Annotated in this window: 23 protein-coding genes; 10 read left to right on the top strand and 13 right to left on the bottom strand. The window is 66.1% G+C overall.

Annotated elements, in window-relative coordinates:
- Nucleotides 1-137 precede the first annotated feature (137 nt).
- Together PKE80_RS24675 and PKE80_RS24670 are read left to right on the top strand one after the other, a co-directional pair.
- Nucleotides 138-3,068 (top strand): M16 family metallopeptidase, encoded by a 2,931-nt coding sequence (locus PKE80_RS24675; RefSeq protein WP_271184735.1) that lies wholly within the window; start codon nt 138-140, stop codon nt 3,066-3,068.
- Nucleotides 3,065-3,370 carry a hypothetical protein gene (locus PKE80_RS24670; protein WP_271184734.1) on the top strand — a complete coding sequence of 102 codons (306 nt, stop codon included), beginning with the start codon at nt 3,065-3,067 and terminating at the stop codon, nt 3,368-3,370. The genes PKE80_RS24675 and PKE80_RS24670 overlap by 4 nt, the downstream gene beginning before the upstream one ends.
- Before the next feature lie 456 nt (nt 3,371-3,826).
- Here the strand turns inward: PKE80_RS24670 and gatB are convergent, their stop codons facing one another.
- The 8 genes from gatB to rpsU all read right to left on the bottom strand — a co-directional run bounded on the left by gatB (nt 3,827) and on the right by rpsU (nt 9,645).
- Nucleotides 3,827-5,329 carry an Asp-tRNA(Asn)/Glu-tRNA(Gln) amidotransferase subunit GatB gene (gene gatB / locus PKE80_RS24665; RefSeq protein WP_271184733.1) on the bottom strand — a complete coding sequence of 501 codons (1,503 nt, stop codon included), beginning with the start codon at nt 5,327-5,329 and terminating at the stop codon, nt 3,827-3,829.
- Nucleotides 5,322-5,732, bottom strand: a complete 411-nt coding sequence (locus PKE80_RS24660; protein WP_271184732.1) for a type II toxin-antitoxin system VapC family toxin — start codon at nt 5,730-5,732, stop codon at nt 5,322-5,324. Before PKE80_RS24660 ends, gatB begins: the two co-directional genes overlap by 8 nt.
- On the bottom strand, nt 5,729-6,052 hold the full coding sequence (locus tag PKE80_RS24655) for an AbrB/MazE/SpoVT family DNA-binding domain-containing protein (RefSeq protein WP_271184731.1): 324 nt from the start codon (nt 6,050-6,052) through the stop codon (nt 5,729-5,731). The genes PKE80_RS24660 and PKE80_RS24655 overlap by 4 nt, the downstream gene beginning before the upstream one ends.
- Before the next feature lie 36 nt (nt 6,053-6,088).
- Nucleotides 6,089-7,573, bottom strand: a complete 1,485-nt coding sequence (gene gatA / locus PKE80_RS24650) for an Asp-tRNA(Asn)/Glu-tRNA(Gln) amidotransferase subunit GatA (RefSeq protein ID WP_271184730.1) — start codon at nt 7,571-7,573, stop codon at nt 6,089-6,091.
- Between the two features lie 134 nt (nt 7,574-7,707).
- On the bottom strand, nt 7,708-8,010 hold the full coding sequence (gene gatC, locus PKE80_RS24645; RefSeq protein ID WP_008832562.1) for an Asp-tRNA(Asn)/Glu-tRNA(Gln) amidotransferase subunit GatC: 303 nt from the start codon (nt 8,008-8,010) through the stop codon (nt 7,708-7,710).
- A 202-nt stretch (nt 8,011-8,212) separates the two neighbouring features.
- The gene (locus PKE80_RS24640; protein ID WP_008832563.1) at nt 8,213-8,701 is read right to left on the bottom strand and encodes an FKBP-type peptidyl-prolyl cis-trans isomerase; all 489 of its coding nucleotides are present in this window, start codon (nt 8,699-8,701) and stop codon (nt 8,213-8,215) included.
- Nucleotides 8,698-9,273, bottom strand: coding sequence for an FKBP-type peptidyl-prolyl cis-trans isomerase (locus PKE80_RS24635; RefSeq protein WP_271184729.1), 576 nt, complete (start codon nt 9,271-9,273; stop codon nt 8,698-8,700). Before PKE80_RS24635 ends, PKE80_RS24640 begins: the two co-directional genes overlap by 4 nt.
- Before the next feature lie 165 nt (nt 9,274-9,438).
- Nucleotides 9,439-9,645 carry a 30S ribosomal protein S21 gene (rpsU, locus tag PKE80_RS24630; RefSeq protein ID WP_008832565.1) on the bottom strand — a complete coding sequence of 69 codons (207 nt, stop codon included), beginning with the start codon at nt 9,643-9,645 and terminating at the stop codon, nt 9,439-9,441.
- Nucleotides 9,646-9,868: 223 nt separating this feature from the next.
- Here rpsU and PKE80_RS24625 point away from each other — a divergent pair, with 223 nt between their 5' ends.
- From PKE80_RS24625 to PKE80_RS24595, 7 genes are read left to right on the top strand one after another with little or no spacing between them, the layout of a single operon-like run.
- A complete protein-coding gene (locus PKE80_RS24625) occupies nt 9,869-10,102 on the top strand; it encodes a type II toxin-antitoxin system Phd/YefM family antitoxin (protein WP_008832566.1) in 234 nt (77 codons plus the stop codon).
- Nucleotides 10,099-10,485: a type II toxin-antitoxin system VapC family toxin gene (locus PKE80_RS24620; RefSeq protein ID WP_069708081.1), complete on the top strand. Its 387-nt coding sequence runs from the start codon at nt 10,099-10,101 to the stop codon at nt 10,483-10,485. The genes PKE80_RS24625 and PKE80_RS24620 overlap by 4 nt, the downstream gene beginning before the upstream one ends.
- A gap of 41 nt (nt 10,486-10,526) precedes the next feature.
- Entirely contained in the window at nt 10,527-10,934 is a 408-nt protein-coding gene (crcB, locus tag PKE80_RS24615) for a fluoride efflux transporter CrcB (RefSeq protein WP_069708082.1), read from the top strand.
- Nucleotides 10,931-12,211: an RluA family pseudouridine synthase gene (locus PKE80_RS24610; protein ID WP_069708083.1), complete on the top strand. Its 1,281-nt coding sequence runs from the start codon at nt 10,931-10,933 to the stop codon at nt 12,209-12,211. The genes crcB and PKE80_RS24610 overlap by 4 nt, the downstream gene beginning before the upstream one ends.
- The gene (locus PKE80_RS24605; RefSeq protein ID WP_008832570.1) at nt 12,208-12,858 is read left to right on the top strand and encodes an HAD-IA family hydrolase; all 651 of its coding nucleotides are present in this window, start codon (nt 12,208-12,210) and stop codon (nt 12,856-12,858) included. The genes PKE80_RS24610 and PKE80_RS24605 overlap by 4 nt, the downstream gene beginning before the upstream one ends.
- Nucleotides 12,855-13,082 (top strand): hypothetical protein, encoded by a 228-nt coding sequence (locus PKE80_RS24600; RefSeq protein ID WP_008832571.1) that lies wholly within the window; start codon nt 12,855-12,857, stop codon nt 13,080-13,082. The genes PKE80_RS24605 and PKE80_RS24600 overlap by 4 nt, the downstream gene beginning before the upstream one ends.
- A complete protein-coding gene (locus tag PKE80_RS24595) occupies nt 13,079-13,786 on the top strand; it encodes an ATP12 family chaperone protein (protein WP_271184728.1) in 708 nt (235 codons plus the stop codon). Before PKE80_RS24600 ends, PKE80_RS24595 begins: the two co-directional genes overlap by 4 nt.
- Nucleotides 13,787-13,870: 84 nt before the next feature.
- Here PKE80_RS24595 and PKE80_RS24590 read toward each other — a convergent pair whose 3' ends face one another.
- The 5 genes from PKE80_RS24590 to PKE80_RS24570 form a co-directional block, all read right to left on the bottom strand.
- Nucleotides 13,871-14,419, bottom strand: a complete 549-nt coding sequence (locus PKE80_RS24590) for an outer membrane protein (protein WP_036523667.1) — start codon at nt 14,417-14,419, stop codon at nt 13,871-13,873.
- A 335-nt stretch (nt 14,420-14,754) separates the two neighbouring features.
- Nucleotides 14,755-15,348: an ABC-type transport auxiliary lipoprotein family protein gene (locus PKE80_RS24585; RefSeq protein WP_271184727.1), complete on the bottom strand. Its 594-nt coding sequence runs from the start codon at nt 15,346-15,348 to the stop codon at nt 14,755-14,757.
- An 11-nt stretch (nt 15,349-15,359) separates the two neighbouring features.
- Nucleotides 15,360-16,298: an MlaD family protein gene (locus tag PKE80_RS24580; RefSeq protein WP_271184726.1), complete on the bottom strand. Its 939-nt coding sequence runs from the start codon at nt 16,296-16,298 to the stop codon at nt 15,360-15,362.
- Nucleotides 16,299-16,309: 11 nt separating this feature from the next.
- Complete coding sequence (locus PKE80_RS24575) at nt 16,310-17,218, bottom strand: ABC transporter ATP-binding protein (RefSeq protein WP_271184725.1); 909 nt, start codon at nt 17,216-17,218, stop codon at nt 16,310-16,312.
- Nucleotides 17,215-18,330: an ABC transporter permease gene (locus PKE80_RS24570; RefSeq protein WP_271184724.1), complete on the bottom strand. Its 1,116-nt coding sequence runs from the start codon at nt 18,328-18,330 to the stop codon at nt 17,215-17,217. The genes PKE80_RS24575 and PKE80_RS24570 overlap by 4 nt, the downstream gene beginning before the upstream one ends.
- A 272-nt stretch (nt 18,331-18,602) precedes the next feature.
- On the opposite strand from PKE80_RS24570, the gene PKE80_RS24565 reads away from it, so the two are divergent.
- Complete coding sequence (locus PKE80_RS24565; RefSeq protein WP_271184788.1) at nt 18,603-21,293, top strand: valine--tRNA ligase; 2,691 nt, start codon at nt 18,603-18,605, stop codon at nt 21,291-21,293.
- Nucleotides 21,294-21,357 lie beyond the last annotated feature (64 nt).

Here is a 21,357-nt window from a genome sequence, read left to right as displayed (position 1 = left end):
GCGAAGCGAAGCAATCCAGGGCGGCGTAGACCTGCCCCGGATTGCTTCGCTTCGCTCGCAATGACGAAATTATGGGCGAACATATCGTTTAACGTTTGCCGCTGGCCACGCCGAAACAAGCTGCTAACCTCCCGCTCATGCGATCCGTATCCACGTCGAGCCTGAGCGCTCTCGCCGCCGCCCTCCTCCTCTCCGCCTGCGCTGCCGCCCCCTCCGGCACGCCTGTCGCCAGCACGCCGACGGCGCCGCCTGCACCGGAGGCCGCACCGCCTAGGCCCGCCGCCGCATCGCCGCAGGAACTGGTCGCGAAGGTCGACATCCCCTACGACAAGTTCGTCCTCGCCAACGGCCTCACCACCATCGTCCACACCGACCGCAAGGCGCCGATCGTGGGCGTCACGCTCTACTACAAGGTCGGCTCCAAGAACGAGCCGCGCGGCAAGACCGGCTTCGCGCACTTGTACGAGCACCTGTTCTTCGGCGGCTCATCCAACGTGCCCAACTTCGACATTCCGCTGGAAGCGGCCGGGTCCACCTCGACCAACGGCTCCACCTGGTACGATCGCACCAACTACATCGAGACGGTGCCGACCGGCGCGCTCGACCTTGCGCTGTTCATGGAGAGCGACCGCATGGGGGCGCTGCTCCCGGCCGTCACGCAGGACAAGCTCAACAAGCAGCGCGGCGTCGTCCAGAACGAGAAGCGGCAGGGCGACAACCAGCCCTACGGCCTCGCCGAATATGCGGTGGCCGAGGGCCTGTTCCCGGTCGGCCACCCCTATCACCACTCGACGATCGGCTCGATGGCCGACCTAGACGCCGCCAGCCTGACCGACGTGCGCAAGTGGTTCACCGACCATTACGGCCCCAACAACGTCGTCCTCGTCCTCTCGGGCGACATCGACGCGGCGACCGCGAAACCCAAGGTCGAGAAGTGGTTCGGCGCGATCCCGAAGGGGCCTGAAGTCGCCCCCGTCGCGGCCGGGCCGGTCACCCTGCCCGCGCCGATCTCGCGCGATCTGACCGACCAGGTGCCGACCCTGCGCCTCAGCCGCGACTGGAGCGGCCCCGGGCTCAACGATGCGGACGCCCCCGCGCTGCGCATCGGCATGCACATCCTCGGCGGCCTTGCCAGTTCGCGGCTGGACAACGAACTGGTGCGCGGGCAGCAGCTTGCCGTCTCCGTCACCGCCTCTGCCCAGACGTTCGAGCAGGCCAGCTTCCTCGACGCCTCGATGGACGTGAAGCCCGGCGTCCAGCGCGCCAAGGCCGAAGCCGCGCTCGACAAGGTCATCGCCGATTTCGTCGCCAAGGGGCCGAGCGAGGACGAAGTGCGCCGCGCCGTCACCTCCATCCTGTCGAGCGAGATCGGCGGACTTGAACAGGTCGGCGGCTTCTCCGGCAAGGGCGCGACCCTGGCCGAAGGGCAGGTCTATTCGAACGATCCGGCCAAGTACAAGGCGGACCTCCAGGCCATCGCCGCGCTGACGCCCGACGCCGTGCGCACCGCGATGGCCAGGTGGCTCGGCCGCCCGGTCTACAAGATCGCCGTGGTGCCGGGCGCGCGCACCGAGGACGGCGCGAAGATGGGCGGCTGGGGTGACGAAGCCGCCAATCCGCCCGCAGCGGCAGGCAAGACCGCCAAGGCCGCGAAGCTCGCCCCCGCGCCCAGGCGCACCGCGCCGCCGGTCGCGCCGGTCAGCGCCCTCGCCTTCCCGGCGATCGAGCGCACCACGCTCTCGAACGGCATCCCCGTCACGCTGGCGCGGCGGACCACGGTGCCCAAGCTGGTCCTGTCGATCGACTTCGACGCCGGGTACGCGGCCGATGCGCTCGACACGCCGGGCACGCAGGGGCTGATGCTCGGCATGCTCGAGGAAGGCACCAAGACCCGCAACGCCACCCAGATCGCCGAGGAACAGGAGCGCCTCGGCGCCTCGATCGGCACCGGTGCCAGCCTCGACACCAGCAGCCTGACGCTGAGCGCACTGAGCGACAATCTCGCGCCCTCGCTGGCTCTGGCCTCCGACGTGCTGCTGCATCCGGCTTTCGCGCAGGCCGACTTCGACCGCGCGCGCGGACAGGCGCAGGCCGAACTGGCGCAGGCCCAATCGACGCCGAGCGCGCTGGCCTCGCGTACGATGAGCGGCGAACTCTTCGGCACCCATCCTTATGCCCAGCCCGGCGACGGCCTCGGCAGCGATACCGCGCTCGCCGCCCTCACGCCCGAGGCGCTGCGCGCCGCCCACGCCAAGTGGCTGCGCCCCGACCTCGCGCGGATCACCGTGGTCGGCGACGTGACCATGGAGCAGCTCAAGCCGCTGCTGGAAAAGGCGTTCGGCGGCTGGAAGGCCCCGGCCGCACCCAAGCCGGTGAAATCGCTCGACACCGCGACGCCCGCACCCGCATCGCGCGTAGTGCTGATCGACCGGCCGAACTCGCCGCAGTCGGTGATCCTCGCCGGGCGGGTGCTGCCGCTGACCGGCCGCACGCCGAACGAGGAATCGCTGATGCTGGCGAACGACGTCGTCGGCAACGGCTTCCTCTCGCGCCTGAACCTCGACATTCGCGAGGAAAAGGGCTGGAGCTACGGCGTACGCTCGGGCATCAGCCAGGCGACGGGGCCGGTGACGATGCAGGTCATGGCACCCGTGCAGGCCGACCGCACGGGCGATTCGATCCGCGCCATCATCGCCGACATGAGCGCCCTGCCGACGAAGCAGCCGATCTCGGCCGAGGAGTACCAGCGCGTCACCGACGGCGCGATCCGCAGCTTGCCCAACGACTTCGAGACGAATGCGCAAGTGCTCGCCGCCATCGTCAAGAACGACCGGCTGGGACGGCCCGAGGATTACTATGTGAAGCTCGCGCAGACCTATCGCGGCATCGACGCGAAGCGGATCGGCGGCGCGGCGGCGCAGTATCTTCAGCCCGCCGACCTGACTTGGGTGATCGTCGGCGACCGCAAGATCGTGGAACCGCAGCTCAAGGCCCTGGGTTTGCCCGTAGAGGTCCGCCCCGCACCCAGCGTCGCGGGCGAGAACGAGAGCGAAGGAGCTTCCGAATGACCGTTGCCGGCACGTACGACTGCGTCACCAATACCCCGCTGGGCCGCCAGAAGGGCGTCCTCACCATCGAGCCCGGAGCAGGCGACAGCTTCTCCGGGAACATCACCGGCGACCTTGGCAGCATGGTCGTGACCAACGGCCGCATTGCCGGGCAGACCCTGACGTGGTCGATGAAGATGACCGTGCCGATGCCGATGGACCTCGACTGTTCCGCGACGGTCGAGGGCGATGCGCTGACCGGCACGGTGAAAGCCGGGATGTTCGGCGCGATGGAACTGACGGGAACGCGGCGCGCGGGCTGAGCTATCAGACCACACTCGTCCCCTACTTTCCCCTCGTCATTGCGAGCACAGCGAAGCAATCCAGGGCAGTTTACGCGGCCTTGGATTGCTTCGCTGTGCTCGCAATGACGAAGATGGGTGCGAATACTTCCGGAAAACTGCAAAGGCCCGACACCGCGCGCTCCACTGTGGCGCAATGCCGGGCCCCCTCACCCCCCCAGGTGAGCTCGTGCAGCGCGCGGAGCCAGATGCCCCGCTTCGCCGAATGCGCGGACGATGCCCCTTAGGCACGCCAGCGCGAAATTGTTGGAAAGACCCCCCCGGTCTTCGCGCAATCGATAGCACCGCGAATTGCGAATACAAGCGGATTATTGCGAACAGTCCCTTCCCGGGACAACAAGAGTTGCACAGCGGACACAAAAAAGCCGCCGGACCGAAGAAACGGCACGGCGGCTTTTTCGTGAGGCTTGTTAAGCGTCAGCCGAGCTTCGCCTTCAAGATCTCGTTGACGACCTGCGGGTTGGCCTTGCCCTGCATCGCCTTCATCGTCTGGCCGACGAAGAAGCCGAACAGCGCGACCTTGCCCTCGCGGTACTGCGCAACCTTGTCGGCATTGGCGGCGAGGATCTCGTCGACCTTGGCCTCGATGGCGCCGGTGTCCGATTCCTGCTTGAGCCCCTCGCGCTCGACGATGACGCCCGCGCCGTCGCCGGTCTCCAGCATGATCTCCAGCACCTGCTTGGCGATCGAGCCGGAGATCGTGCCCTTGCCGACCAGCGCCAGCAGTTCGGCGGCCTGCGCATGGCTGACCGGCGAATCCTCGAGGCTCTTGCCCAGCTTGTTGAGCGCACCGAAGAATTCCGAGATCAGCCAGTTCGCCGCCTGCTTGGCGACTTCGGCGGGCGCCTTGCCCTGCGCCGAAGCGGTCTCGGCCAGCAGCGCCTCGAACCACTGGAACGTGTCGACGTCGGTGGTCAGCACCGCGGCGTTGTAGGCCGAAAGCCCCAGTTCGCCTTCATAGCGCGCGCGCTTGGCGTCCGGCAGTTCGGGCAGCGAGGCGCGGCACGCCTCCAGGAACGCATCGTCCAGTTCCAGCGGCAGCAGGTCGGGATCGGGGAAGTAGCGATAGTCGTGCGCGTCTTCCTTCGAGCGCATCGAGCGGGTGGTGCCGCTGTTCGGATCGAACAGGCGGGTTTCCTGCACGATCTTGCCGCCGCCCTCGATCACATCGACCTGGCGGTTCGCCTCGTGCTCGATCGTCTGCATGACGAAGCGCACCGAGTTGACGTTCTTGGTCTCGGTACGGGTGCCGAACTCGTCACCGGGCTTGCGCACCGAGACGTTGACGTCGCAGCGCATCGAGCCCTGGTCCATGTTGCCGTCGCACGAGCCGACATAGCGCAGGATCGTGCGCAGCTTGGCGACATAGGCCCCGGCCTCCGCAGGCGAGCGCATGTCCGGTCGGCTGACGATCTCCATCAGCGCCACGCCTGACCGGTTGAGGTCGACATAGGACATCGTCGGGTGCTGATCGTGCATCAGCTTGCCCGCATCCTGCTCGACGTGGATGCGCTCGATGCCGATGACCTTGTCCTCGGGGATACCCGCCTTCTCGTCCGCCTCGATCGTCAGCGAGCCTTCGCCGACGAGCGGGTGGTAGAGCTGGCTGATCTGGTAGCCCTGCGGAAGATCGGCGTAGAAGTAGTTCTTGCGATCGAAGCGCGACCACTTGTTGATCTGCGCGTCGATCGCCATGCCGGTGCGCACAGCCTGACGGATGCACTCGCGGTTCGGCACGGGCAGCATGCCCGGCATCGCGGCATCGATCAACGAAACCTGCGTGTTCGGCTCCGCGCCGAACGCCGTCGCCGAGCCGGAGAACAGCTTGGAATTGGACGTGACCTGCGCATGGACTTCAAGGCCGATCACGACCTCCCAGTCCCCGGTGGCGCCCTGGATGCGATAGGTTGATTCAGTCATCGGTCTGTTCCGGCAGAATGAGGTTCAATTCGGGAAAATAAGTGCGAAATCGACGCGGATCGCGCGTCAGAATGCTGGCCTGCTCGACGATGGCATGCGCCCCGATCAGGAGATCGGGCAGAAGCGAGCCACGGCGTCCACCATTGCGGATCCAAGCCAGATGCGCGCGTCCGGCCGCCCACGACACCTGCAGGCTGATGTCCTTCACCGGCAGAGCAAAACCATCGAGCACTTCGACCAGATCGGGGAAAGCGGAAAAGCGAGGTGCGATCTCCCCCACCACGATCGGATTGATGAATGCGCCTTCTTCCACCGCGTCCATCAACTGGCCGGACGACCAATCGTGAAACGGCGAATGCGGCTCGATCGCATCGATCAGAATATTGCTGTCTACGAGGATCACGAATCCGGGTTCAACTTGAAGTTCGGGTCCATTTCGAACGGCTGGATCGGTTCACGGATCATCGCCATGTATTCGTCCACGGAAACACCGGGCATGGTATCGTTCGCCTTGAAGATGGCCTGTGCCTTCTTCAATCGCTCCCTGAAATCTGCCCGGCGCCGCTCGATTTCAGCAGCATCATTCGCTTTAAGGATGCGAGCATTGCCGTCCGCATCCATCTCGAAGCGCACCGGGCGACCCGGCAGCAACCCAAGGGCATCGCGGATGTCCTTGGGCACCGTGACCTGCCCCTTGATGGTGAGGTTGCTCTCATGCTTCATGACGCAAGTATTACCTTTTGACGGTAATACCGTCAATCACCACCACTTCTCCGGCTTCGCCGCAAAGCCTGCGCGGCCTTCGATGGCTAGCCCTGCGTTCAGCACGCCCTGCTCGTCCAGCGGGCGGCCGATGATCTGGAGGCCCAGCGGCAGCCCCTGCGCGTCGAGGCCGGCCGGCACCGACATGGCAGGCAGGCCCGCCAGCGAGGCCGGGACCGTGAACACGTCGTTGAGGTACATCGCGATCGGGTCTTCGTTGCTTTCGCCAAGGGCAAAGGCAGCGCTCGGCGCGGTCGGGGTCAGGAGGACGTCGACCTGCTCGAAGGCCTTGGCAAAATCCTGCGAGATCAGCGCGCGGACCTTCTGCGCCTTCGTATAATAGGCGTCGTAGAAGCCCGCCGACAGCACATACGTACCGATCAGGATGCGGCGCTTGACCTCGGCCCCGAAGCCGTCGGCGCGGGTGGCTGCGTACATGTCCTGCAGGCCCGCGCCGTCGGGCAGGTCGCGCAGGCCGTAGCGCACGCCGTCATAGCGGGCGAGGTTCGACGAGGCTTCGGCAGGCGCGATGATGTAATAGGTCGCCAGCGCGTACTGCGTGTGCGGCAGCGAGACTTCGATCACTTCGGCGCCCGCGTCCTTGAGCCATGCGATGCCCTGCTCCCAGATCGCCTCGATCTCGGCGGGCATGCCCTCGACGCGGTATTCCTTCGGGATGCCGACCTTCTTGCCCTTGAGGTCGCCCGAGAGCGCGGCGGTCCAGTCCGGCACCGGCAGGTTCAGGCTGGTCGCGTCCTTGGGGTCGAACCCGGCCATGCTTTCCAGCATGATCGCGCAGTCGGTGACGTCGCGCGCCATCGCGCCCGCCTGATCGAGCGAGCTGGCATAAGCCACCACGCCCCAGCGCGAGCAGCGCCCGTAAGTCGGCTTGATGCCGGTGGTGCCGGTGTAGGCGGCGGGCTGGCGGATCGAGCCGCCGGTGTCTGTGCCGGTGGCGGCAGGCACGAGCCGCGCCGCGATCGCCGCCGAGGAGCCGCCCGAGGAACCGCCCGCCGTCAGCGGCGCATTGCTGCCGGGGCGACGCCAGGGCGAGACGACCGAGCCGAAGTGGCTGCTCTCGTTCGAGGAGCCCATCGCGAACTGGTCGAGGTTGAGCTTGCCCAACAGGCCCGCGCCCGCATCCCACAACTTCTGCGAGACGGTCGATTCGTACTGCGGCACGAAACCTTCGAGGATGTGGCTGGCGGCGGTGGTCTGCACGCCGTTGGTGGCGAACAGGTCCTTCATGCCGATCGGCACGCCGCCCATGGGGCCGAGTGCCTCGCCTGCGGCGCGCCTGGCGTCGATGGCCTTGGCGGCGGCGACCGCGTGATCGGGGGTGGCGACGATGAAGGCGTTCAGCGCGTCCTGCGCCGCCGCGACGTTGGCGTTAAACGCCTCGGCCACTTCGACGGCGGAGAAAGTTCCGGCGACGACGCCGTCGCGGATGGCGGCTACGCCAAGGTCGGTAATGTCAGTCATGCTGCATTCCAGATTTTGTGTGCTGCCCGTGCTTGCTTCGACAAGCTCAGCATGAGCGGGGATAGATTCAAAGTCTCTCTCCCCCAACTCCGCTCATCTGCGAGCTTGTCGAAGGATCGGGATAATCCAAAGGCTTATTCAATCACCTTGGGCACGCCGAAGAAGCCGTGCTGCGCGGCGGGCGCATTAGCCAGCACCGCGTCGCGCTTGTCGCCGCCGGTCAGCGGGTCGGCGTCGATCACGTCGTCGCGCAGGCGCAGGGTGTTGGGGATCACGGCGGTCATCGGCTCGACACCGTCGGTGTCGACCTGCCCGAGTTGCTCCACCCAGGCGAGAATGCCGTTCAACTCGGGCACCATGGCCTCAAGTTCCTGCTCGCTCACCTTGATGCGCGCGAGGCTGGCGATCTTCGCCACGGTTGCGGTATCGACCGACATGGCTTTCCCTTTACAGTTGAGCCCGCCGCGCATGGAAGCACGGCGGGCGGAAATTCTATAGCGGTGCGCTAGCAGCGGGGCGCTGCGGCTTCAAGTTCCCTGCCCCACCTTCGTCATCGCGAGGCCCGAAGGGCCGTGGCGATCCAGGGCGGTGAGCGCTGCCCTGGATTGCTTCGCTACGCTCGCAATGACGAGCGGTGTGTCACTGCGCAGGCTTGGCTGCCTCGCCCTGCTGCTGGGCCGCCTGAGCCTGCATCTGCGCCATCATCGCCTGGATTTCCTCAGGCGTCTTGAAATCCAGCAGGTCGATCTCGAAGACCAGCGTGGAATTCGCCGGGATCGGGCCGGACGCCTGCGCACCGTAACCGAGTTCAGGCGGAATGGTCAGGCGGTAGCGCCCGCCGCGCTCCATCTGGAGCAACCCTTGCGCAAAGCCGGGGACGACTTCGTCCAGCGCCATCGGCATCTGCTCGTTCTGGTCAAACACGGTGCCGTCCTGCAGCATGCCCTTGTAGTTGATCAGCACATAGCCATGCTCGGGCGGCTTGCCGCCGGTCCCGGCCTTGATCGCCTCGACCTTGACCTGCGGAGCCGCAGGCGTCGCCGCCGGGGCAGCGGGCTTTGGGGCAGCTTGCGCGAACACGGCCGAGGGCGCTGCCACGAGGAGCAGCGCCGCGATCGCTGCCTTCACTGCGCCGGAGCCGGAGCAGCCGGTGCTTCGACGCCCGGAGGCATCGCGCCCGGTGCACCCGGAACGCCGCCCGGAGCACCAGCGCCGCCCTGCATCTGCTGGAGCTGCTGCAGGATCTGCTGCTGCTGGCGGATTTCGGCGAGGCTTTTGTAGTCGATCAGTTCGACTTCGAACTTGAGGTCGGCGTTTGCGGGGATCGGCGAACCGGCGGGCGGGTTGGCGCCGTAAGCCAGCTCGGCGGGAATCGTGACGTCGTACTTGCCGCCGCGCTGCATCTTCATCAGCGCCTTGGAGAAGCCGGGCACGAACTGCGCGACAGGGTTGGGGTAGTTCTTGTTCTCGTCGAACACCTTGCCGTCGGTCAGCATGCCCTTGTAGTTGATGAGCACGACGTCTTCCATCGTCGGCGAGGCGCCGGTGCCGGCGGTCAGCGTCTTGACGGTGGGCGCGGGCGGCAGCGCGGCATAGGCCACACCGGCCGAGGCCAGAGCGATCGCGACGACACCGATCCAGATCTTGGAAACAGCGCCCTTTTCGATCGGCTGCAGCGCAACGCGGGTGATCTCTGTCATCGTCTGTGGCCCTCGTATTCTTTTGAAGCGCCCGGGCTGGCATCCCTTGCAGATGCACCAAGGGCGCGGAATGGTGATTCCGCGCCCTCATGGCTCAACCCGGCGCGGCATTCAAGCCGCTGATCCAGATTTAAAGATGCCCTGCGCAAAAGCGCAGGAAAGCTCTTACTTCGAGCCGTCGCGCTCGGCGCGCTTGCGCTCAAGCTTGCGAGCGCGGCGAACGGCGGCAGCCTTTTCGCGAGCGCGCTTTTCCGACGGCTTCTCGAAGTGACGGCGCAGCTTCATCTCACGATACACGCCTTCACGCTGCAGCTTCTTCTTGAGCGCACGAAGAGCCTGATCGACGTTGTTGTCGCGGACGAGAATCTGCATAAACCGAAACACCTCACAAAACAGACGAAGCCGCCACGCATCCGGTTCGGCGCGGCGTGCTGCGAATCTAGAGCCAATAAAAGGCCGCCGCCGGACTCGGAGGCAGCTGATTGAGCGGCCCGTTAGCAAAGTGACGGCTCGAAGACAAGACCAATCACCCGCAAAGCCTGCAGCTTGCCGCAATGCATCTCCTTAGCTATATATCTGGCTAAGGAGCATCACGATGACTCAGGTTTCCGTCCACGAGGCCAAGACCAACCTATCCCGCCTGATCGTCAGCGTGCTGGCGGGCGAAGAAGTGGTGATCGCACGCGGCAACGTTCCTGCCGTGCGTCTGGTCCCGATAAATCCGATCGGCGAACGCAAGTTCGGCGCGCTCAAGGGCGCGATCAGCGTGGACGATGCCTTCTTCGAGCCACTTCCCGCTGATGAACTCGGCGCCTGGAACCTCGATTGAGGCTGCTGCTCGACACGCACACACTGATCTGGTGGCTGGCGGGCGACGATCATCTGTCGGTTCGCGCCCGCGAGGCGATCGCCGATACCACCAACACTGTAGCCATCAGCGCGGCTTCCGCGATGGAGATCGCCACCAAGCACCGGATCGGCAAGCTGGACGGCGCGGCCGTGCTCGCGCGGGATTTCGAAAGCATCATCGCGGCGCAAGGGTTCGACGAACTGGCGATCAGCATCACGCATGCCCGCCTCGCCGGGCAGATGAACATCGCTCACAAGGACCCGTTCGACCGCCTGCTGATTGCACAGGCGCAGGCCGAAGACATGGTGCTCATTTCCTACGAAGCGCTGTTCGACGGATTTGCAGTGCAGCGGCTCTGGTAGGGCGGATTGGAATTCCGGCGATTCGCGGCTAAGGCGGCGCCATGCCCCAATCTTCCTTTATACTGGCCTCTCTTTATGTGGCCCTCGGCGGCGCGTTCGGCTCGTGGCTGCGCTTCCTCGTCGGGCGCGGCTGGACCGCTGCGCTCGGCCCGGTGCGCGCGGGCGTCTTTCCTTATGGCACGCTGACCGTCAATGTCGTGGGAAGCCTGCTGATGGGACTGGTGACCGGCTGGTTCGCCCGTCATGGCAATACCGGCGAAGGCACCCGCCTGTTCGTCACCGTGGGCGTGCTCGGCGGCTTCACGACGTTCTCGTCGATGAGCCTCGATTTCGCCACCTTGATCCAGCGGGGCGAGATCGCCACCGCTGCCTTTTATACCGCCCTGTCACTGCTCGCCGGATTCGGCGGCCTGTTCCTCGGCCTTTTTGTTATGCGGAGCGTGGCATGAGCAATATCGATATCGTCCGTCAATTCACCGTCGGTCAGGATGACGACGGCGTCCGCCTCGACCGCTGGTTCAAGCGGCACTTGCCCAAGGTGGGCTTCGCGATGGTCTCGCGCTGGGCGCGCACCGGCCAGATTCGCGTCGACGGCAAGCGCGCCGACGTCGACACCCGGCTGGAAGCGGGCCAGACCCTGCGCGTGCCGCCCGGCGGCGAGCAGAAGGCTTCGGCGAGCGGCGAACGCCCGCGCCGCGAACTGACCGAGGCCGAGATCGAACTCGCCGATTCGATGGTGCTGACGCAGGACCGGGCCGCGATCGTGCTCAACAAGCCGCCGGGCCTCGCCACGCAGGGCGGCTCGGGCATGAAGGAGCACGTCGACGGCCTGCTCGACGCCTATGTCGAGAAAGGCCCGCGCCCGCGCCTCGTCCACCGACTCGACAAGGACACCTCGGGCGTGCTGCTGATCGCGCGCACCCCGGGCAGCGCGGCGTTCTTCTCCAAGCGGTTCTCCGGCCGCACCGCCAAGAAGATCTACTGGGCGCTGGTGGTCGGGGTGCCGAGCATCAACGACGGCATGATCGAACTGCCGCTCGCCAAGCAGCCGGGCACCGGCGGCGAGAAGATGCACGTGGACGAGAAGGAAGGCCAGACCGCCCGCACCCGCTACCGCGTGATCGACCGCGCCGGCAACCGCGCCGCCTGGGTCGAGCTTCACCCGCTGACCGGCCGCACCCACCAGCTGCGCGTCCACATGGCGGCGATCGGCCACCCGATCGTCGGCGACGGCAAGTACGGCGGCCAGGAGGCATTCCTGACCGGATCGATCAGCCGCAAGATGCACCTCCACGCACGCCGCCTCTTGATCGAGCACCCGGACGGCGCCCCGCTGGACGTCACCGCCCCTCTCCCTGAGCACTTCGCCAATTCGCTGGAGCAGCTGGGCTTCGTCGAATCGGAAGGCGACACCGAGATCGAGGCTCCGGCCGAGTTCACCAAGGAAGACCAGAAGAAGGCCGCCAAGCAGCACGCCAAGGAATACCGCAAGGAACGCCGGGGCGAGCGCCGCAAGCGCAGCGATGGCCCCGGCTCGGGCCAGACGCGGCTGAGCAAGCCCGGCAGCAAGCCCGGCGGAAAGGCGCCCGGAAAGCCTGCGGGCAAGTCGTTCGGGAAGCCGGGCGGCAAGCCCGCACGTCCCGGTGGCAAGCCTTCCGGTCCGCGCACGGGCGCAGCGCGCTCCGGCCCCAAGCCCGGCGGCGCGCCGCGAGGCAGGTCCCGGTGAAACTGGCGGTCTTCGACTGCGACGGCACCCTCGTCGATGGGCAGGCGCCGATCTGCGAGGCGATGGAGGCGGCCTTCGCCGCCTTCTCGCTGCCTTCACCGACGCGCGGGAGCATCCGGCGTGCGGTCGGGCTTTCGCTGCCTCAGGCGATCCGCCAGTTGCTGCCCGATTCGGACGCCGAGCAGCAACACGCCATGGCCGAGGCCTACAAGCTCTCGTTCCGCACCGCGCGCGAACAGGGCCGTGTCGCCCAGCCGCTGTTCCCGGGGATCGAGGACACCTTGCGCGCCCTTCATGCGAATGGCTGGACGCTGGGCGTCGCCACCGGCATGTCGGATCGCGGCCTCGGCTTCTGCCTTGAGGCGAACGGCATCGCCGACCTCTTCGTGACGCTCCAGACCGCCGACCGTCATCCCTCCAAGCCCCACCCCGCGATGCTGGAAGAGGCTTTGTTCGAAGCGGGCGCGCAGGCGTCGGAAGCCGTGATGATCGGCGACACGGCCTACGACATGCAGATGGCGACGTCCGCGCAAGTCCGCGCGGTCGGCGTGGATTGGGGCTATCACCACCCGCGCGAACTGTCCGAAGCGGGCGCCGAAATGGTCGCCGAGACCCCGGCGCAGTTGCTGGAGCACTTGCTCAGGTGAGCCAGCCGAAACCCGATCGCGATCCCGCAGCGCTGCGCTTCGCGATCATCAATATCGTGCGCATCGCCGGTGTCGCTTTCGTCGTGCTCGGCCTGCTGATGACGCAAGGCCGTATCTTTCCCGGCGCACCGGCATGGGTCGCCTATCTCCTCCTCGCCAACGGGCTGATCGACGCCTTCGTCCTGCCCGCGATTCTCATCAGAAAGTGGCGCACACCCAAATGAAGCGTTTCTACAAGGAAGCGACCGCCGAGCAGACCGAAAACGGCCCGGAAGACTCGGGCTGGCGCGCGGTCCTCGACGGCCGCCCAATCCGCACCGCAGGCGGCCGCCCGCAAGTCGTGCCGACGCAGGCGCTGGCGCGGGCGCTGGCCGCCGAATGGGCCAGACAGGGCGAGGAGATCGACACCGCGACCTTCCACTACCGCGACCTTGCCGACTTCGCGATCGACGCCGTCGCGCCCGCGCGCGGCACCGTCATCGCCGAACTGCTGCCTTACGCCGAAACCGATACCCTGTGCTACCGCGCCGACCCGGACGAGGCGCTCTACAAGCGGCAGATGGAAATGTGGGAGCCCGTGCTCTCATCCGCAGAGGCGCGGCTTGGCGTCACTTTCACACGCATCTCCGGCATCATCCACAAGCCGCAGCCGGAACCGACGCTGGCGTGTCTGCGCAGCGAACTGGACGCCTGCAGCGATTTCGAACTGGCCGCGCTCAAGATGCTGTCGAGCCTCTCCGCCTCGCTGGTCATCGCGCTGGAGGCGATCCGTCCCGGCGCCGATGCCGAAGCCTTGTGGAAGGCCGCCGAACTGGAGGCCGACTGGCAGGTCGAACTCTGGGGCGAGGACTGGGAAGCCACCGAACGCCGCGCCGCCCGGTTCGAGGCGTTCAGGCTGGCGATCGCACTGGCCGCACTCTCCCGCTGAAACGGAAAAAACCCGCCGCGGCGAGAGCCGGGCGGGTCTTTTGGCAAGAGCGGACGCCTACGGCGCCCGCCCCATGTCCTGAGATCAGAACTTGGCGCCCAGCGCGACGAGCGCGTTGTGGCGGCTGAAATCGCTTTCGTAGTTCGAGTAACGGTACTCGGCCTTCACGAAAAGGCGGTCCGACAGGTCGTACTGAGCGCCTGCGCCGAGACGGAAGCCGTCGCCATTGGCGCCTTCGCCGTAGCTGTCGACACCATCGGTGTAAGTCACGCGCAGACGGGCGTTGGTGTAACCCCCGAGCACGTAAATCTTGCTGCGCTCACCGACCTGGGTGCCGAGGCGCACGACAGCGGCGAGATCGCGGCCGGTCTTGATGCAGAGACGCTCGGCACCGGCCGACGCGCATTCCTTGGTGGTGCTGTCGGCGGCAGTGCCCTGGATGCCGACGAACAGGCCGTTCGACAGGGGAATGTCGTAGCCGGCGCTGATGCCGTAGGCGACGCCCTCGTCCGATTCGCCACCGACCGAGATCGAGTCGAGACCGGTTTCCACCTGCACGAAAGCCTGTGCCTGGGCGGCGGCCGGAACGGCGAACAGCGCGGCGGCAACGGCCACCGGGACGAACTTCTTCATGGTATGCTCCTGCAATATTCTTGTCGCACCCGCACCGTTACCGGCAGCAGGGAGGCGCCCCTTAGCGGGAGCGAAATTGCCGTCAAACCAAAGAGTTGTTTCTGGATTGTCATCAAAGCGTCACTGTTGCCGACAAGCAACAGAAACAAATGTCGATAAACGGTATTTTCAACCGTTTCCCGTCAATTCATTCGTTTGCCGTGATTTAAGCGCAATATGCGAATGAAAACTTTTTACCTTCGTCTCTTTTATATCGCGAAGGCGCTTCCCATGGACTTTTTAAATTAATCCTGGCCCTTCGCGAAACTCCGGCCGCGCTCCACGCAGCGAAGCGGTCAGCCCTTGACCCAGTCCGCCACCTGCCGCGCGACGTCGTTCGCCGCCTGGTTGAGTGCTGCACCCACCGGCTTGGCCTTGGCCTCGACGCCGTTCACCACGGCTTCGAAGCGCTTCGTCTGGAGCGGGCCGGTGCCGCGTTCCGAGCGCACCGCATCGAAGCGCACCACTACGGCGCTGCGCTGCGCGTCATAGCCCATCTGCAGCAGCCGACCGCCGATCAGCGTCTTGCCGGTGACCTCGAAGTCGCCGCCCTCGACCACCAGTTGTCCGGTGCGCGCGCGCAGGGTCTCCGCCAGCAGCGAGCGGAACTGGCGCGTGGGCTTCTCCACCCACAACGCGTCCTTGAGATAGGCGACGCTGGAGCTGTCCACCGTCACCGGCACCCGCAGCACGTCAAGGCCGCGATCGGATTCGGGATCGAGCACGACGATCGCATCCGACAACTGGCCGCTCGCAGTCGCCCCGACCGGCGCGCCGTCCTGCGCGGTGAGCTTGAGTAGTTCGTCGGGCGGCTTGGTGCCGAGGCTCACGCAAGCCGACAGGGTGAGCGCGGCAGCGGCCGCCATCAGTCCATGGCCAAAACGGTTCATCGCGATACCCCTCACGGCTTATAGTCGGGCAGCTTCTGCCCCTTGAGCAGCGCTCCGGCGCCCTGCTCGTCGATCTTCTCGGTCAGGCTGCGCAGCGCCTTGCTGGTCGCGCGCAAGTCGCGGATCGCGCTTTCGGCGGCAGGCAGCGTCTGCTCGGACACCTGATCCAGCGCGGGCTGAGCATGGGCCATCGTCTTGTCGAGCTGGTCCATCGACTTCTGCGCCGAGGCCAGAGTCTTGCGCAATTGTTCGGCCAGCGAACTGCCTTCGTCGCCCAGCAGGTCGTCGGCCTTGTGCGCCACGCCCTCGAACGCGGCGAGGGTCTGAGTGCCCTGCTTGAGCGTCGCCTGCAGCTCGCTCATCGTCGCGCGCAGTTGCGGCGTCGCCTGCGACAAGTCCTTCGTCATCTTGTCGGTATTGGCGAGGATGCCGGTGATCGACTTGCGGTTTTCCGCGCTCATCAGCTGGTTGAGGTTCTCGGTCAGCGTGGCGAGGCGTTCCATCAGCAGCGGCGCGTTGGTCAGCAGTTCGCCGAAGCCGCCGCGCTTGGTCGGGATGACCGGCACGCCTTCCGGCCCGGGCTCGGTCAGCAGCGGCGCGCCCTTGACGGCGCCTTCCAGCTGGATGTCGGAAACGCCGGTGAAACTGCCCTGGATGGTCGCGGTGGTGCCCACCGTGATCGGCACCTTCTCATCGACCTTGACGCGCACGCGCACGAAGCTGGGGTCCTGCGGCCATAGCTCGATCTGTGTGACCTGCCCCGAAGGCACGCCCGCATAGCCGACTTCCGACCCCTTGGCCAAGCCGTCGACCGACTGCTTGAAGAAGATGTCGTATTCGTTCTGGGCGCCTTCGTTGAGCCGCGCGATCCAGATGACGAACGCCGCGAGCGCCGCCAGCAGGACGAGCGTGACGACTCCGACCCAGACGTGATTGGCTTTGGTTTCCATCGCCTGCGCCCCTATGCCTCCGACTTCTTGCTGTCCGTGTCGGACGGCGAACTAGCTTGAACCGCCTCGGCGGCCCCATGTTCCGATTTCATGTGTTCCGGCAATGCCTGTTCGGACATTGGCGGATCGTCCTTCGCGGCAAGCGCCGCACGACCACGCGGGCCGTTGAAGTATTCCTGAATCCACGGATGGTCGAGCGCCAGCAGTTCCGGGATCGTCCCCACCGCGATGACCTTCTTGTCGGCCAGCACCGCCACGCGGTCGCAGATCGCATAGAGCGTGTCGAGATCGTGGGTGATGAGGAAGACGGTGAGCCCCAGCGTTTCCTTCAGCTCGCGCGTCAGGCTGTCGAACGCGGCAGCGCCGATCGGGTCGAGGCCCGCGGTCGGCTCGTCGAGGAACAGCAGTTCGGGGTCCAGCGCCAGTGCGCGGGCAAGCCCTGCGCGCTTCTTCATGCCGCCCGAAAGCTCGCTCGGGAACTTGAACGCGGCGTTTTCCGGGAGCCCCGAAAGGCGCACCTTGAAGCGGGCGATCTCGGCCCGCAAGCTGTCGGTGATCTCGGGAAAGAACTGCTTGAGCGGGACCTCCACGTTCTCGCCCACGGTCAGGGTCGAGAACAGCGCGCCGCCCTGGAACAGCACACCCCAGCGCGAGCGCAAGTCGATATCCTCGTCCTCGGTCGCCTCGCCCATCTTGTGGCCGAGCACGGTGATGCTGCCCTCGGCCGGCTGCTGCAGCCCGATGATCGAGCGCATCAGCACCGACTTGCCGGTGCCCGAACCGCCGACGACGCCCAGGATCTCGCCCTTTCTGACCTTGAGGTCGAGGTCGTCGTGGATCACGTGGTCGCCGAAGGCGCTGCGCAGCCCTTCGACGAGGATCGGGTATTCGCCCTGATAATCGTCCGAGAGGTCCGTCATGCCCAACCGATTTTCGTGAAGAAGATGGCGAAGAAGGCGTCGAGCACGATCACCGTGAAGATCGCGGTGACCACCGCCTGCGTCGTGCGCGCGCCGACTTCCTCGGCGTTGGCGGTCACCTGCATGCCTTGATAGCACCCCGCGAGCGCCACGATCAGCGCGAAGACTGGTGCCTTGATCAGGCCGATGTAGACGTCGGTGATCGGCACCACTTCCTGCGTGCGCTGCAGGAAGGTCCAGAACGGAATGTCGAGCGCAAGGCCGCCGATCGTCGCGCCGCCGATGATCGCAAGGACCGAGCTATAAAAGCCCAGCAGCGGCATCATCAGCATCGAGGCGAGCACGCGCGGCACCACCAGCGCCTGCACCGGCGAAACGCCGATGGTGCGCATCGCGTCCACTTCTTCGGTCAGCTTCATCGTGCCGATCTGCGCGGCGAAGGCCGATCCCGAACGACCCGCGACCATGATCGAGGTCATCAGGATGCCCAGTTCGCGCATCGACAGGCGGCCGGTCAGGTTGATCGTATAGAACTCCGCGCCGAACTGCGCGAGCTGCACCGCGCCCTGCTGCGCGATGACGATGCCGATGAGGAAGCTCATCAGCCCGATGATCCACAGCGAGTTGATGCCCACGTACTGCATGTGGAACACCAGCGCCGTGCCGCGCAGCTTCGACGGCCGGCGGATCACCGCGCCGAGGGCGAGGATCAGTTCGCCCAGGAAGTCGAGCACTTTGACGATGCCATGCCCCCAGTTCGCCATCAGGTCGCCGAGTTCGTCCAACTGGCGGGTGATGAAGGGCAGCTTCGGCTCCGGCTCGGCCTCATGCTCGTGCATGTTGCCGATGGCGGCAAAGAGACGGCGCGCCTGCTCGTTTTCTCCGGTGATCTCCAGCCCGCGCTGGTTGGCGTAGTGCGTGACCAGCCAGGCGCCGGTGGTGTCGATGTCGGTGACGCCGGACATGTCCACGCGGGTGAAATTCCCGCTCAGGCCATGCAGCTTGGCGTCAAGATTGCCCAGCGAATGAACGCAAAGCGGTCCCTTCAGCGCCAGGACATGGTCGGCGCCTTGGTCGTTTTCCGACAGGGTGAATTCAGCCCATTCCCGCATGTTCGCTCGCTTTGGGGGAAAAACCATGGACCGGCAAGATGTTCCATGCTGGCGACGAGATGTGTCACTTTGATTGCACCCCGTCACCCAACACACTTCGTCATCCCAGCGAAGGCTGGGACCGCTGGCCTGTTAATGCCACCTATCGTCAGTACGCCCTGCCGAGGGGTGGGCTTTACGCGGCCAGCGGTCCCAGCCTTCGCTGGGATGACGGGGAATCGTCCTTGCGCCGAAACCCGCCCTTTGGCATGGCCCCGGCCATGACCGACGCCATGACCGACCAAATCGCAGAACCCGCTCTCGACAAGACTTTCGACCCCGCCGGGATCGAGGCCAAGTGGTACGCCCACTGGGAACAGAACAACCTGTTCCGCCCCGAGCGCCCCGACGCCGCGCCCTTCACCATCGTCAACCCGCCGCCGAACGTGACGGGCTCGCTGCACATCGGCCACGCGCTCGACAACACGCTGCAGGACGTGGTGATCCGCTACGAGCGCCTGCGCGGTAAGGACGCGCTGTGGGTGGTCGGCACCGATCATGCCGGCATCGCCACCCAGATGGTGGTCGAACGCCAGATGGAGCAGCGCCAGGACAAGCGCACCAACTACACGCGCGAGGCCTTCATCGAGAAGGTCTGGGAATGGAAGGCCGAGAGCGGCGGCACCATCACCGGCCAACTGCGCCGCCTCGGCTGCTCGATGGACTGGAGCCGCGAGCAGTTCACCATGGACCCGCACTTCACCAAGGCCGTGGTCAAGGTCTTCGTGGACCTGCACCGCCAGGGCCTGATCTACCGCGACAAGCGGCTGGTGAACTGGGACCCCAAGCTCAAGACCGCGATCAGCGACCTCGAGGTCGAGACGCGCGAGATCCAGGGACACTTCTGGCACTTCAACTATCCGCTCTCGGACGGTTCGGGCCATATCGAGGTCGCCACCACGCGCCCCGAGACGATGCTGGCCGACATGGCGGTCGCGGTGAACCCCGCCGACGAGCGCTACAAGCCGCTGCTGGAGCGCGGGGCCACCGTCACCCTGCCGATCACGGGCCGCGAGATCCCCATCGTCGCCGACGAGCATGCCGATCCGGAACTGGGCTCGGGCGCGGTGAAGATCACCCCGGGGCATGACTTCAACGACTTCGAGGTCGGCAAGCGCGCCGGGATCGAGGCGCGCGACATGCTCAACATGCTCGATGCCGAAGCGAAGGTCTGCCAGACGGCGGACGGCCTGATCCCGCACCACTTCCTCGGCATGGACCGCTTCGACGCCCGCGCCGCCGTGGTCGAGGCGATGAAGGAACTGGGCCTCCTGATCCCGCACGTGACCAAGGACAAGGAAGGCAACGAAGTCGAGCACGACGCCGAGCCGCGCACCATCGCTACGCCCTACGGCGACCGCGGCGGCGTGGTGATCGAGCCGTGGCTGACCGACCAGTGGTACGTCGATGCCGCCACGCTCGCCATCCCGCCGATGGAAGCCGTGCGCAACGGCTCGATCGAGATCGTGCCCAAGAGCTGGGAGAAGACCTTCTTCAACTGGATGGAGAACATCCAGCCGTGGTGCGTCAGCCGCCAGCTGTGGTGGGGCCACCGCATCCCCGCGTGGTACACCGAAGACGGCGAGATCTTCGTCGCCGAGACCGAGGAAGAGGCGCAGGCCCTTGCCGGCAACAAGGCGCTGACCCGTGACAACGACGTGCTCGATACGTGGTTCTCCTCGGCGCTGTGGCCATTCGCGACGCTGGGCTGGCCCGATCAGGATTCGGCGCTGCTCAAGAAGCACTACCCCAACGACCTGCTCGTTTCCGGCTTCGACATACTGTTCTTCTGGGATGCGCGCATGGCGATGCAGGGCATCCACTTCATGAAGGAAGTGCCGTGGAAGCGGCTCTACCTCCATGGCCTCGTGCGCGCAGCCGACGGGCAGAAGATGTCCAAGTCCAAGGGCAACGTCGTCGATCCGCTGGGCCTCATCGACCAATACGGCGCCGACGCGCTGCGTTTCTTCATGACCGCCATGGAAAGCCAGGGCCGTGACGTGAAGATGGATGAAAAGCGCGTCGAGGGTTACCGCAACTTCGCCACCAAGCTGTGGAACGCCGCGCGCTTCTGCCAGTCCAACGGCATCGTCGGCAGCACTTCGGTCGCCGCGCCCAAGGCGACTTCGGCGGTCAACCGCTGGATCATCGGCGAAGTGGTCGAGACCGTCGCCGCGCTCGACAAGGCGATGGCCGACTTGCGCTTCGACGCGGCCGCAAACGCAATCTACCACTTCGTCTGGAACCAGTTCTGCGACTGGTACATCGAACTCATCAAGGGTTCGTTCGATGACGAGACCAAGGCCGTCGCCGGCTGGGTGCTCGACCAGATCCTCGTCATGCTGCACCCCTTCATGCCCTTCGTCACCGAAGAGCTGTGGAGCAAGACCGGCACCCGCGAGGCCGAACTGATCGTCGCCGCATGGCCCGCGCCCGAGGCCGCGGTGGACGCCGAGGCCAAGGCCGAAGTCGAGTGGCTGATCGCGCTGGTCGGCAACTTGCGCGGTGCCAAGGCGGAACTGGGGATCTCGCCCGGCGCGCGCCTGACCGCCTACCTCGCCGACCCTTCCGCCGAGACGCGCGCCGTGATCGAGCGCAACCCGGCGGTGGTCGACCGCCTCGCCCGTCTCGACGGCATCCGCTTCGAGGCGGCCCCTGCGGGCGCGGCGATGCAGGTCGGCGCGGGCGACGCAATGCTGGCGATCCCGCTCGAAGGCGTGATCGACATCGCCGCCGAGAAGGCCCGTCTGGAAAAGGCGCATGCCGCCTCGATCAAGGAGCGGGATTCGCTGGGCAAGCGCCTCGATAACCCGGCCTTCGCGCAGAAGGCCAAGCCCGAGGCGGTCGAGAAGGCCCGCGCCGACCACGCCGCGCACTCGGCCGAGGCGGAGCGTCTGGCGGCGGCACTGGCGCGGCTGGGCTGAATCCTCCCCCATCGGGGGAGGGGGACCATGCGAAGCATGGTGGAGGGGCACGCGCGGGATCGCG

The sequence above is a fragment of the Novosphingobium resinovorum genome (assembly GCF_027922145.1).
Lineage (GTDB): Bacteria > Pseudomonadota > Alphaproteobacteria > Sphingomonadales > Sphingomonadaceae > Novosphingobium > Novosphingobium resinovorum.
Note: the sequence above shows the minus strand (reverse complement) of the source record. Positions and strands in the feature narration are given on the sequence as shown.